This is a genomic window from Saccharibacillus alkalitolerans, from assembly GCF_011090185.1.
GTDB classification, from domain to species: domain Bacteria; phylum Bacillota; class Bacilli; order Paenibacillales; family Paenibacillaceae; genus Saccharibacillus; species Saccharibacillus alkalitolerans.
The window spans coordinates 1,055,192-1,067,345 of the sequence record NZ_JAAFGS010000001.1 but is presented as its reverse complement, the minus strand read 5'-3'; the positions used below and the strand labels follow the sequence as shown (position 1 = coordinate 1,067,345).

General features: G+C 59.7%; 11 protein-coding genes. 4 read left to right on the top strand and 7 right to left on the bottom strand.

The annotated features are described in order from the left end of the window. Nucleotides 1–20 precede the first annotated feature (20 nt). From GYN08_RS04575 to GYN08_RS04565, 3 genes are read left to right on the top strand one after another with little or no spacing between them, the layout of a single operon-like run. On the top strand, nucleotides 21–1,103 hold the full coding sequence (locus GYN08_RS04575) for an ABC transporter substrate-binding protein (protein ID WP_166272838.1): 1,083 nt from the start codon (nucleotides 21–23) through the stop codon (nucleotides 1,101–1,103). Nucleotides 1,104–1,107: 4 nt separating this feature from the next. Beyond that, nucleotides 1,108–2,784, top strand: a complete 1,677-nt coding sequence (locus GYN08_RS04570; RefSeq protein WP_206023582.1) for an ABC transporter permease — start codon at nucleotides 1,108–1,110, stop codon at nucleotides 2,782–2,784. Beyond that, on the top strand, nucleotides 2,781–4,181 hold the full coding sequence (locus GYN08_RS04565) for an MBL fold metallo-hydrolase (protein ID WP_166272837.1): 1,401 nt from the start codon (nucleotides 2,781–2,783) through the stop codon (nucleotides 4,179–4,181). Before GYN08_RS04570 ends, GYN08_RS04565 begins: the two co-directional genes overlap by 4 nt. 111 nt (nucleotides 4,182–4,292) lie before the next feature. Here GYN08_RS04565 and GYN08_RS04560 read toward each other — a convergent pair whose 3' ends face one another. The 6 genes from GYN08_RS04560 to GYN08_RS04535 form a co-directional block, all read right to left on the bottom strand. Then, entirely contained in the window at nucleotides 4,293–4,979 is a 687-nt protein-coding gene (locus GYN08_RS04560) for a pyridoxine/pyridoxamine 5'-phosphate oxidase (protein WP_235945750.1), read from the bottom strand. A 4-nt stretch (nucleotides 4,980–4,983) separates the two neighbouring features. Next, nucleotides 4,984–5,850: an aldo/keto reductase gene (locus tag GYN08_RS04555; RefSeq protein WP_166272836.1), complete on the bottom strand. Its 867-nt coding sequence runs from the start codon at nucleotides 5,848–5,850 to the stop codon at nucleotides 4,984–4,986. Between the two features lie 130 nt (nucleotides 5,851–5,980). Then, complete coding sequence (locus GYN08_RS04550) at nucleotides 5,981–6,898, bottom strand: Cof-type HAD-IIB family hydrolase (RefSeq protein WP_166272835.1); 918 nt, start codon at nucleotides 6,896–6,898, stop codon at nucleotides 5,981–5,983. Nucleotides 6,899–7,017: 119 nt separating this feature from the next. Beyond that, on the bottom strand, nucleotides 7,018–8,205 hold the full coding sequence (locus tag GYN08_RS04545; RefSeq protein WP_206023581.1) for an epoxide hydrolase family protein: 1,188 nt from the start codon (nucleotides 8,203–8,205) through the stop codon (nucleotides 7,018–7,020). A gap of 134 nt (nucleotides 8,206–8,339) precedes the next feature. Continuing rightward, the gene (locus tag GYN08_RS04540) at nucleotides 8,340–9,143 is read right to left on the bottom strand and encodes a hypothetical protein (protein WP_166272834.1); all 804 of its coding nucleotides are present in this window, start codon (nucleotides 9,141–9,143) and stop codon (nucleotides 8,340–8,342) included. A 41-nt stretch (nucleotides 9,144–9,184) separates the two neighbouring features. Next, nucleotides 9,185–9,598, bottom strand: a complete 414-nt coding sequence (locus GYN08_RS04535; RefSeq protein WP_166272833.1) for a DUF3592 domain-containing protein — start codon at nucleotides 9,596–9,598, stop codon at nucleotides 9,185–9,187. Nucleotides 9,599–9,770: 172 nt separating this feature from the next. Here GYN08_RS04535 and GYN08_RS04530 point away from each other — a divergent pair, with 172 nt between their 5' ends. Further along, a complete protein-coding gene (locus GYN08_RS04530) occupies nucleotides 9,771–11,483 on the top strand; it encodes a methyl-accepting chemotaxis protein (RefSeq protein ID WP_166272832.1) in 1,713 nt (570 codons plus the stop codon). Nucleotides 11,484–11,577: 94 nt separating this feature from the next. Here the strand turns inward: GYN08_RS04530 and GYN08_RS04525 are convergent, their stop codons facing one another. After that, complete coding sequence (locus GYN08_RS04525) at nucleotides 11,578–12,072, bottom strand: DinB family protein (protein WP_166272831.1); 495 nt, start codon at nucleotides 12,070–12,072, stop codon at nucleotides 11,578–11,580. Nucleotides 12,073–12,154: the final 82 nt, after the last annotated feature.

The window sequence follows — 12,154 nt, the reverse complement described above, 5'->3', positions numbered from 1 at the left end:
TCCAATGGGGGACTTTTACAATGTGGAATCCAAAATTCGTTCATTCATCCAAACTCGCCAAGGGAGCTCCGCTCGCGCTGGCACTCGCTTTCGGCATGGCCCTTTCGGGCTGCGGCAGTACGGGCGGTTCGAGCACCGCGGCCGCCGATCCGTCGGCTTCCGATACCTCGAAGACGGAACAATCGCAGCCTGCGGACAATAAGCTTGTCGTCTATACGGCCGGTCCGGAAGGCTTGGCGAACAAGCTGATCGAAGGGTATGAAGCGCAGTCCGGCGTAGAGGTGGACGTATTCCAGGGAACGACCGGCAAGATCCTCGCCCGCATGGAAGCGGAAAAATCGAACCCGGCCGCCGACGTGGTCATTCTGGCTTCCCTGCCCGCGGCGCAGGGGTTGAAGAAGGACGGCTTGACCCTGCCTTACCCGGAAGCGAAAAACGCCGATAAGCTGAATCCCGACTGGTCGGACGCCGAAGGCAACTACTTCAGCTCCAGCGCCTCCGCGCTCGGCATCGCGTATAATACGAACCTCGTTTCCGCCCCGCCGACCTCTTGGGCCGATCTGAGCAAACCGGAATACAAAGATCAGGTCAACATCCCCGATCCTTCGCTGTCCGGTTCGGCGCTCGACTTCATGACCGGATACCTGAACGCGAACGGCGAAGGCGGTTGGGATCTGTTCCAGAGCTACAAAGATAACGGAGCCGTTCTGGCCGGCGCCAACAAAGAAGCGCTCGATCCGGTCATCACGGGCGCCAAAGGCATCGTTGCCTCCGCGGTCGACTACATGACGTACAGCGCCAAAGCCAAAGGAGAGCCGATCGATATCGTGTATCCGAGCGAAGGCACGATCATCAGTCCGAGACCGGCCGCCATCCTGAAGTCGACGCAGCATGAGACAAACGCCAAAGCGTTTATCGATTACCTGCTCTCCGACGAGGCGCAGAAGATGGTCACCGACGCGTACCTGATGCCGGGACGCACGGACATCAAAGCCGATAACCGCGCCAATCTGGACGAAATTCCGCAGCTCAAAGCCGACTGGACCTGGATGAGCGACAACGGCGCCGAAGTTACGGAACGTTTCCTGAAGCTGTTCAAGTAAGCACATGATCAAATCGTTGACCCTCAAACCGATTCGCGGACTGTCGATCCTGCTGGCGCTGCTTGTGCTGGCCGGCCTGATCGTGGTCCCGCTTGCCGAAATTTTCATTCAAAGCGTGTACCGGGACGGGGAGCTGCAGTGGGCAGCTCCCTTCCGCACGATTGCGGACTCCGACTCCGCCAAAGTTATGCTCAATACCGTATGGCTCGGACTCTGCGTCATCGCGGGCACGACGCTGCTTGCTCTGCCGCTGGCTTGGATCATGGCCAATACCGCGATCGGACGCAGCCGCTGGCTCGATATCGTCCTGCTGATCCCTTTTATGACGCCGCCTTATATCGGCTCGATGGGCTGGATTCTGTTCATGCAGAAAAACGGTTATCTGGCGCAGCTTCTTCCGGGGCTCTCGGGTCTGACTCCCGCTTTTTTCAGCTTCGCCGGGATGGTCGCCATCATGAGCCTGCATTTGTTTCCGTTCTTGTATCTGCTGCTGCGCGGCGCGCTGGAGCGGATCGGCGGCAGTCTGGAAGAAGCGGGCGCGGTCATGGGCGCGACCCCGCTTTACCGTTTCCGCCGCATTATCGTCCCTCTGCTGCTCTCTTCCTTCGGCATGGGCGCCATGCTCGTCTTCGTCAAGACGATCGCGGAATTCGGAACGCCGGCGACTTTCGGCAGACAGATCGGCTACGACGTCATGACTTCGGAGATTCACCGGTACATTTCGAGCTGGCCGATCAGCTTCGGCAGCGCCACTTCGCTGTCCTCCCTGCTGCTGACCGCCTGCCTGCTGATGTGGTATATGCAGTCCGTATTGAGCCGCCGGTTCACGTACAGCTTGGTCGGCGGCAAAGGCTCCAGACGCGCTTCTCTGCGCAGCGGCGGACCGGTGCTCGGAATCAGCCTGGTATTCGTGGCGCTGCTGCTGCTCTTCTCGATCGGCATTCCTTATTTCTCCATTATTGCCGCATCGACGATGAAGCTGCGCGGAGCCGGGCTGTCCTGGGACAATTTGACGCTGGATGCTTACCGCGAACTGCTGCGCTGGGGGAATCCCGGCATGAAGGCGCTGATGAGCAGCATCTGGCTGTCGCTCGCCGCTTCCACGGTCGCGGTCGTGCTCGGGACTTGGTGCGCCCTGCTGATCCGTCGTTCGAATACCGCAGGGCAGCGCGCCGTCGATCTGATCAGCCTGATGCCCAATACGGTGCCCGGCATCGTCATGGTCGTGGGCTTGATCCTGCTCTGGAATTCGCCCTGGATGCCGATTCCGCTGTATAACACGTACGGGATGGTCATATTGACTTACGTCATATTGTTCCTGCCCTACACGGTGCAGTACGTCAAAAGCGCAGCCGGACAAATCGACGGTTCCCTCATGCAGGCCGGTCAAGTATTCGGCGGCCGACCGCTGTATCTGCTGCGTCGAATCACCCTGCCGTTGATCCTCCCGGGCATGCTCGCCGGGTGGATGATGACCTTCACGATCTCGGCGCGGGAATTGGTCGCTTCCCTGCTGATTCTGCCGCCTTCGGTACAGACTTCCGCGACCTTCATTTTCGCGCAGTTCGAGCAGGGCGAAGTGTCGCTTGGCATGGCGATGGCGGTCGTATCCGTCGGCTTCACGACTTTGATTCTGATTATTATGGAGAGCCTGGGCTCGAGAAGAAAGTGGAATGGATGATGATGAATTTGCAGGTATGGGGAGGTTCCGGCGAGCATGGACGTTCCTGCTACCGGATCGCCGGCGCTTCCCGCCGCATCCTGCTGGACTGCGGCATCAAAAAAGAAGAGCACGGGCAGTATCCGCTGCTGGATATCCGGGAAATCCCCCGGTTGACGACGGTATTTCTCTCCCATGCGCATGAGGACCATGCCATGGCGCTGCCTTTGCTGTACAAGCACGGCTACAAAGGCGAAATTTGGACGACTCGGGCAACGGCGCGGCAGCTGGAGGCGGGGTTTCGCAGCTGGCGGAAATTCGTGGAGTCGCGCGGCGATCGCCTTCCTTATGAACGGGCCCATATCGACGCGATGCGGTTTCGTTATTTGGAAGACCACGCGCCTCCGCTGGGCCGGTTCGAACTGCCCGGAGAGCCGATAAGCGTCCAATGGGGCCGCAGCGGACATTTGGCCGGTTCCGTCTGGCTCAGGCTCGAAATGGAGGGGAAGCGTATTTTCTTTTCCGGCGATTACAGCCGGGAATCCGAGCTTCTGGCCTCCGATCCGCCGGGCGGGATCGCGCTCGAAGAACAGACGCTCGAGAATGCGGCGGCAGCCACAGCGGCAGCCGGAAGCGGCGGACGGCTCCCCGTTTTTCCTGACCGGACAGCAAAAGCGCAGTCCGACGCGCGGTCCGACGATCTCGCGATCGTCGACAACGCCTACGGTCCCGACGACGAACCCCAAAGCGAGAAGATCGAAGCTCTGTTCCGTGAAATTTCGGACTCTCTGTCCGCCGGCGGGCAGGTGCTTCTGCCGCTGCCGGCCTTCGGACGAAGTCAGGATCTGCTGGTCTGGGCGTGCGAACGATTCCCGGATTATCCGGTTATCGCGGAGAACGGCATCCGGAAAGGGCTCGAGAACCTGCTTCGCGATCCGGTCTGGCTGCGTCCGGGCGCGGCGGAACGAATCCGCAGGACGCTTGCGCATCAAGCGGATCGCCTCGCGACGGTCGAGACCGATGCGCAGCGGCACGCGGCTTTGCCGCAAAGCGGTCCCTGCCTGATCCTCTCCAACGACGGCATGTTGGAGTCGCCGGCTTCCCGCTGGTACGCCGAGCAATTGGCCGGGAACCCGGACAATCTGATCCTGCTGACCGGCCACGTCTACCGGGGAACGTACGCCAGCCGTCTGCTGACCGGGCGGCGCGAAGAGATCCGCTGCCGGGTTATGAACCTTTGTTACAAGGTTCATCAGGGCGCAGGCGACGTGCGCCGGATGCTGAGCGAATCTCCTGCCGCCAAGGCCGCGTTGGTGCATGCGCCGGAGCGTTCCGCGCTTGCGTCTCTCCGCCGGTTGGAGAAACAAGGCTTGTCGGGGCTGCACGTGCTTCGGCCCGGCACGGAGATTCCGATCTGAACGCGCATTCCGATCGTTCGGAGTACATCTCCGATTGTCCGACAAAAAACAGCGCGCGAACCGATTCCGATCGGTTCGCGCGCTGTTTGGTTTTTGATCCGATTATTTCTTTTAAGGCCAGAGCAGTCCGTGTTCCCACTGCCCGCTTCCGCTTAATCGGTATTGGACGCGCGTATGCTTCCGTCCGGCGTCCGCCTGCCAGAATTCCGCCTCCTCGATCTCAAGCGCGTACAGCCTCCATAGAGGCGCCGCCGCTTCGGGGTCCCGCTCCAACTCTGCCCGATGCGCAGCCAGCGTCTCTTCCAGCCGCGCTTCGCTGTCCAGCCGTTCGCTCTGCCGCCCGGTCATGGCGACCGCCCTCGCTTCAAGCGGCCGGCGCCGGAAATCCGCCGCGCCTTCTTCCGCTCCCGTATCCGTGACCGCGCCCCGGAGCCGAATCTGCCGGCCGAGCGGCGGCCAGTAGAAGGTCAGCGCCGCATGCGGATTATGCTGCAGCTGCCGCCCCTTTCGGCTCTCCATCCCGGAAGCGAAATAGAATGTTTCGCCTTGCACGTCCTTTAAGATCAGCACCCGGGCATCGGGGCGCCCGTCCCGGTCCGCCGTGGACAGCACAGCCGCATGCGGCTCCGAGATTTTTTCCCGAAGCGCGCCCGCAAACCATTCGAGAAACAATTCGCCCGGCCGATCTGGCAGGCCGGAAACGTCGAACCGTCCGAACGGACCGCTCAGCGACTTCAAGCCGCGAAACAGCGGATGGCGGCTGTCCGCACGCTCTTTGTTCATGCCGTTTTCGTTCATACGATCAGGCCAGCTTGCTCAGCGTTTCGAAATCTTCCGCGCTCAGTTCGAGGCCGGCTGCCGCAATGTTTTCCTCCAGATGGGAGAGCGTCGACGTGCCCGGAATCGGGAGCATGACCGGAGAACGGCTCAGCAGCCAGGCGAGCGCGATCTGGGCCGGCTTGGCGTCCAGCCGTTTGGCGATGTCGTCCAGCGGACCGCCTTCTTTGGCCAGTTCCCCCGTCGCGAGCGGGAACCACGGAATGAAGGCGATGCCGCCCGATTCCGCTTCCTCCAGCACGTCTTCCGCTTTGCGGTTGGACAGATTGTACAAGTTCTGCACCGAGACGATCTCCGTGATCTCGCGCGCTTCGCGCAGCTCCTCCACGCTGACCTCGCTCAGCCCGATATGCCGGATCTTTCCTTCTTTGCGCAGCAGCTCCAGTTCGCCCAACTGTTCCGCCAGCGGAACTTTGGGATCGATCCGGTGCAGTTGGAACAAATCGATCCGCTCCAGGCCCAGCAGCCGCAGGCTCATTTCCGCCTGCTGACGCAAATATTCCGGCCGTCCGACCGGCCGCCAATCGTTGGGACCCGAACGGGTCAAACCCGCTTTGGTCGCGATAATCAGGTCGTCGCGGTACGGATGCAGCGCTTTGCGGATCAGCGGCTCCGCTACGGCGGGACCGTACGAATCGGCCGTGTCGATAAAGTTCACGCCGAGCTCTACCGAGCGGCGAAGCACCCGAACGGCCTCCTCGGGATCTTTCGGATCCCCCCATACGCCGGGTCCGGTCAGCTGCATCGTGCCGTAACCGAGCCGGTTGACCGTCATGTCGCCTCCGATCGTGAACGTGCCGGAATCGGCGGCGGTTGTGTGCCCTGCAGTCATGTCAATCGCTCCTTTCGCGAAGAAAGCTCGTATTTAAACACTCCTTCACTCATTACCCGAAGCCCGCTTCCCGCAATCCGGCATCCGCCTGCGCATCTGCGCGGAACGGCTTATCTTTTTGGGAACCCTTTTACGCCCGCACTTCCCTTTCCGCGCACCGTTCGAACACGTCAGGCGGACGGTTCCCCGAAATAAGGCCGTACTTGACGAAAGCGTCATGCAGCCCGTCTTCTTCCAGCGTGCCGGTCACGTGATCCGCCTCCGCTTTCAACTCGTCCCGTGCATCCCCCATAGCAATGCCGACGGCGCAGTACCGCAGCATCTCCAGGTCGTTCAATCCGTCGCCGATCGCCACCGTGTCGCATACCGACCTGCCCAGGTGCACCAGCAAGTCGGCAATGGCGACCGCTTTGTGCACGCCGGGCACGGTCAGTTCTCCGCTGCCTCGGCCGAACATCGGCACGGTGCACGGAATCGCTTCGAATTTCCCCGCGAATTCGGCCCGAATGCTCTCGAACGGCATATCGCTCTCCAGGAAGCACACTTTGTTGACGTCGCTTTTGTACAGATTGCTTTCCCCGTAAGTGAGCGCCTCCAAAAAAGGATGCGGCGCATGTTCCAGCCGTTCGCGCGCCGCCGGATCGTTGTCCACGTCTCCGTATATAAGACCGATCAGACGCTCGCGCAGATTGCGGCTGGCATACAGCCCTGCATTGGACTCCAGATAGAAGTCGATACCGTTCTTTTCGAAAAAATCCACCAGATGCACGACGTCTTCCGGAGAGACCTGCTTATGGTACAGGATGTCGCTGCCGCATTCGACATAGCCTCCGCCGGCTCCGATCAGGCCGTCGAAGCCGATCTCCCAGATGGAGTCGTAAATTTCGGGTTTGGAACGTCCCGTGCACAGATACAGCAGATGCCCGTTCGCTCGGGCTTCGCGGCAAGCGCGCGCGGCGGATTCCGGCACCCCGCCGTCGTCGGCGACCAGCGTCCCGTCGATGTCGATGAAGACGATTTTGGAAGATTCCGTGGAAGATGGATACATAAGCGCAAAACCTCCGGTTCTGAAATCGGATCGTTCGACTGCTCGATTCCGTATTTCCACCGTACAGGCTGAAACGCGTTTCACGTCAAGCGTTCTTTGCGCTTTTTGCCGAAGTTCGGTCAGTCCGCTTTCTCTCCCCGCAGCGTGCTGAAGAACTCCACGATATCTCCCGCCAGCAGCTTGGGCTGCTCCATCGCCGCAAAATGCCCGCCGCGGTCGAATTCCGTCCAATGCGCGATATTGTACTTTTCTTCGGCCAGCGCGCGGATCGGGGCGGACACGTCTTTCGGGAAAACGGCGACGCCGATCGGGGGCCCTTGCTCCGCCGCGTTCTCGTCGGGAAGCGGCGAGCCGTCCATATGCATCGTTTCGTAATACAGACGGGCCGAAGAACCGGCCGTGGCGGTGAGCCAATAAATCGAAATGTTGGTCAGCAGCCAATCGCGGTCGATCGCTTCTTCCGGCAGGTTCTTTTTGTCCGTCCACTCGTAAAATTTCTCGATGATCCATGCCAGCTGCCCGGACGGCGAATCCGTCAGCGCGTACGAGAGCGTCTGCGGGCGGGTGCCCTGCTGCACGGAGTAACCCGACTGCTCCTTCGCGTAATAGTTCATCTTCTCCAGTTCTTCCCGGTCTTTCGGCTTCAGCTTGGCCAGCTGTTTCGGATTTTCCGGCGGCGGAGTGACCAACATGTTCACGTGGACGCCGACGACGGATTCCGGATGCTTATGGCCGATCTCCAGCGAGATAAAAGAACCCCAATCGCCGCCCTGCGCCGCATACCGCTCGTACCCCAGCCGCTGCATCAGCACCGCGAACATGCCGGCGATCCGTTTGTAATCCATGCCCGGCTGCTTCGTCGGTCCCGAGAAACCGTAACCCGGCAGCGACGGAATGACGAGATGGAAAGCTTCCGACGGCGCCCGCCCGTATTCGCGCGGACGGGTCAGCGGACCGATCATCTCGAGAAATTCCACGAAAGAGCCGGGCCAACCGTGGATCAGCAGCAGCGGCAGCGCATCCGGCTCGGGAGAGCGGACATGCAGGAAATGCACGTTCTCTCCGCCGATTTCCGTCGTGAACTGCGGATATTCGTTCAGCCTCGCTTCATGCTTGCGCCAATCGTACCGGGTGCCCCAGTACTCGGCCAATTCTTTCTGATAGGACAGCGGGACGCCGTAGCTCCAGCCGCCTCTCGGCTCTTCGTCCGGCCATCTTGTACGGGCCAAGCGTTCGCGCAGATCGTCGAGATCGGATTGGGGAATGTCGATTCGAAAAGGCTGCACGATGGCGTTTTCGGTATTCATGGTGAAAAGCCTCCTTCTGAGTTCGGGATTGGGACATTCTTTCTTTTTTACCCGTTTATTCGTCGCCCGGCCGAACAAAAAGCAAAAGCGGCCGGAAAATTTCCGCGCCGCCCGCTTTATCCCTTCTCCGCTCTTTACAGCCACGCCCCGAAAAAGCGCAGCAGCGCTTCCCGGGAATATCCGTCGTCGCCCTGCCAGCCTTCCACCGCCATGAAGTCGGTATCTCCGCGTCTTCCGAGGCGAGGCGTATCTTTTTCGGCCAAAATGCCCGCGTAAGCCCAGATCTCCATGATCGTATCCCGTTCCGCCCGGTTCGAAGGCAGCCGGTCTTTCCACCTTGTTTCCAGCTTTCGGGCATGCTCGTGCGGTTCGCAGTCGTCGACGGCCTGAAGCATGGCGCGCAGGATGTCCACGTCCTCTTTCGCCGGCTCCCCGATCTCCGACTTGGCCAGCAAATCGAGATCCATCCAGCAGTAAGGCAGCCAATTATGGCGTACGCCGCCCCATTTGACCCGCTCGAAATTCAGGACGTTAAGGTCGAAGTTCGCGTAATCCCGGCTGGACTGCAGCCCGGCGCCGTCGCATTCGGGACAAGCGCTTGTGCGGCGCGCAGCCTGGGGAAGATGTTCCGTATAGCCGTGCACGGGCAGGTCGGCGGTCAGCGCATAGCTGGACAGGGCGCTTCGCAGCTCGACGCGGCGGGTCGACAGACTGTGCAAAAAAGCCGCGGCCGCCTTTTCCTTCGTGACTTCGCCGCTCTCGTGAAGGCCGCGAATCCGCGCGACCAGCTCGTCATGCGTCACGGTCAGCGGATCGAACATGACGCCCCGGGCTTTGGCGTATTCGAAGTCTTCTCCCGAGTAGGCCGCAGGCGCGTTTTTCCATCCTTTGGACGACCAGAAGGTGGCATTCAAAATCTTTTTCGCTTTTTTATCCATGGGAATCGATGCTCCTTTTCTCTCTTCTCTTCCCTATTGTATTACAAAGAGAGCGCGACTCCGATCCCCAAAAAGACGACGCCCAGTACGATCGGCGCGGCTTCGCGGCGCGCGGCGTCGCTTCCGCTGAGCAGTTCGAACGCGGAAGGATCTTCCGGGTCGTAGTGGACGTCCACTTTGGCGCCGGACGGTTGGGGACGAGCGGAGCTTCCGCTGCGCGACACATGCTCCACGGTGCCGTTTTTCGTCTCGAAGCGGACGACCGGATAATATTTCACTCCGGCCCCGCTTCTTTCCAAAGGCGTCTCCGCCAGTTCTTCGTACCGAACGATTTCGCCGGGTACGGTATGCTCGCTCTGCGACAGCTTACGCCGCCGCATGACCGAGTACAGACCGAAGACGATAAACGCGGCTCCGAGTATCCAAAAAATCGTTTCGCTGCCTGCTCCGTTCATGTGCGAACCTCCCTGTTTTCGTCGTTTACCGATTGCCTACCGTATCTTTTTACCTCGCTGACCGATTATCCAACCAAACGACTATTTTTTCAAATTTACTTAAAACGTTTTCGGTCCGTGCCGATATAAACTTCCGAAGAACCGCCTATGCGCGCAAAAGGGAGAGAATGCATTGAAACTGCTAAAAAATTTGTCCGTGTCCCGGAAGTTGACCTTGTTGATCGTGGTCAGCGCGCTGGCGCTCGGATCGGTCGGCTTTATCGGATTGAATTATATTCGGTTGATGGCCAAAGATTCGGAAATCATGTACAACGAGAACTTGATTCCGCTCAGCAAAGTGATGCAGGTTCGCATCAACGCGCGGGCAAGCGACGCTTATACGCTGGAGTTGATGAACACCGCCGATAAGGACAGAAACCAGAAGCTGCGCGGGGAGATCGATTCCGCTTGGGAGGAGATCGATTCGACGATCGACGAGCTTGATGCTTCGAAGCTGACCGAGAACCAACAGCAAATCCTGGACAAATATCGCACGGAGGCTCAGGAACTGCAGGACGCGCGCAATCAGGTGCTCGATCTCATCGGGACCGATCGCCGAGAGCAGGCCTATCGGGCTTACTCGCTGCAGGTCGAACCCGCCCGCCAAGCGGTGAACGACGCCTTAAAAGCCCTGCAAACGTCCAATGTGGAATACGCAGGCGCGATCGACGCGAAAAACCAGGCCAATCTCGACGATATCATGATTCTCGTGTGTTCCCTGATCGGTGCGGCTCTACTGCTGCTGATCGGGCTCGGTATCCTGATCGCCCGATCGATCGTGCGTCCGGTGAAAGAAGTAGCCTCGCTGCTTGCCCAGGCGGAAAACGGGGACTTTACGGTTAAAGGTACATATGTCTCGAAAGACGAGATCGGCGAGCTCTCCTCTTCCTTTAATCGGATGACCGGCAAGCTGCAAACGGTGTTCGGCACGGTGCGTGACTCGGCTCATCTCGTAGCTTCTTCTTCCGAAGAACTGAGCGCCGGCGCCGAGCAGAACAGCAAGGCAAGCGAACATATCACGATCATCGCGCAGGATCTTGCGGCAGGCGCGGATACGCAGTCGGCAAAAGTCGATCACAGCTCGCGAATCGTCTCCGAGATCACCGGCCATACTCGGGAAATTACCGAGTACACGGAAGAAATGCGCCGCGACGTACTGAACGCTTCCGAAGCATCCGCGGAAGGCGGCAGGGCGATCGGGGAAGTCGGCCGCCAGATGGGCACCATTTCGTCGAACGTCGACAGTTTGGCCGAAGCCGTGCAGAGCCTCGGCCGGCGTTCCGAAGAGATCGAACAGATCACTCAGGTTATCTCCGGCATTTCGGGCCAGACGAATCTGCTTGCGCTGAATGCCGCCATCGAAGCGGCCCGCGCCGCCGAACACGGCCGAGGCTTTGCCGTCGTTGCCGACGAGGTCCGCAAGCTGGCCGAAGAATCGAACAATTCCACCAAGCGGATCTCCGATTTGATCGAAATGATTCGCCGGGATACCGAGATCACGCTGCGCACGATGGAAAACACGTCCGAAGAAGTGAGCTCCGGCTTGGCCGTCGTCGACGGCGCGGGACGTTCGTTCGGCAGAATCGAGCAGACGGTCGGCGAAGTCGTCGGGCATATCGAAAAAGTCACCTTCATCTTGCAGCGTTTAAGCGCGGGAACGGAGCAGGTCAACGCTGCGATAACCGACGTGCACGGCGTGGCGCGCGAATCGGCGCTCAATACGCAGAACATTTCCGCCGCGACCCAGCAGCAGCTGGCTTCGATGGAAGAAATCTCTTCTTCCTCCCAGTCGCTCGCAAGCTTGGCGGACGATCTGCAGGACGTGATCAGACAGTTCAAAATTTAACCGCGGCTTTTCGCAAGCGGCGGCAGTCCAAAAAGAAGAGGCCCGAACCTGGGGCCTCTTCTTTTTGGACGCTGCCGGACGAAAACCGGAACAATCAGCCGAATCTTCTTGCTTCCGGCCATACGCCTTGAAGCTTGCTCAGCAGCACAATCTGTCCGATATGATACGCATCGTGCATCGCCAGACTGCGAATCGATTCCGCCAGCGTGCCTTCCTGCGGAATGGGCCGGTCCAGCTCATGCGAATCGGCTTCCGCCAAGAGGGCGGAGAGCTGTCGGTGCACGTCGAACAGTTCCCGCTTGTCCGCTTCCCAGCTTTCGCGCGAGCCGTCCCGTTCCTTGAACGTGGCATCGTTGTTTTCCGCTTCCGGAACGCCTTCCGTCTCGCCCTTTGCGCGAAGCAGCAGACGCTTTTTGTAAAAGGTCAGATGCCGCACAAGTTCGCGAATCGAATTCGAAGCGCCTTCGGCAGGCTTCCAGGCCGCTTGTTCGGCCGTTAAGTCCCGCAGCGCGTCTTCAAGCGGCGGAAACCAGCCCTCGCGGTCCAGGCAGCTGTCCCACAAATGTACGAGCAGTGCTTTGCTTTCCATCGACGATCCCTCCGTTTTGGTCTATTCTTCCCTAGCATTCACCAAAAAAAGAGGAACTCAAGCACGGAAAGCGGTTCGAAAT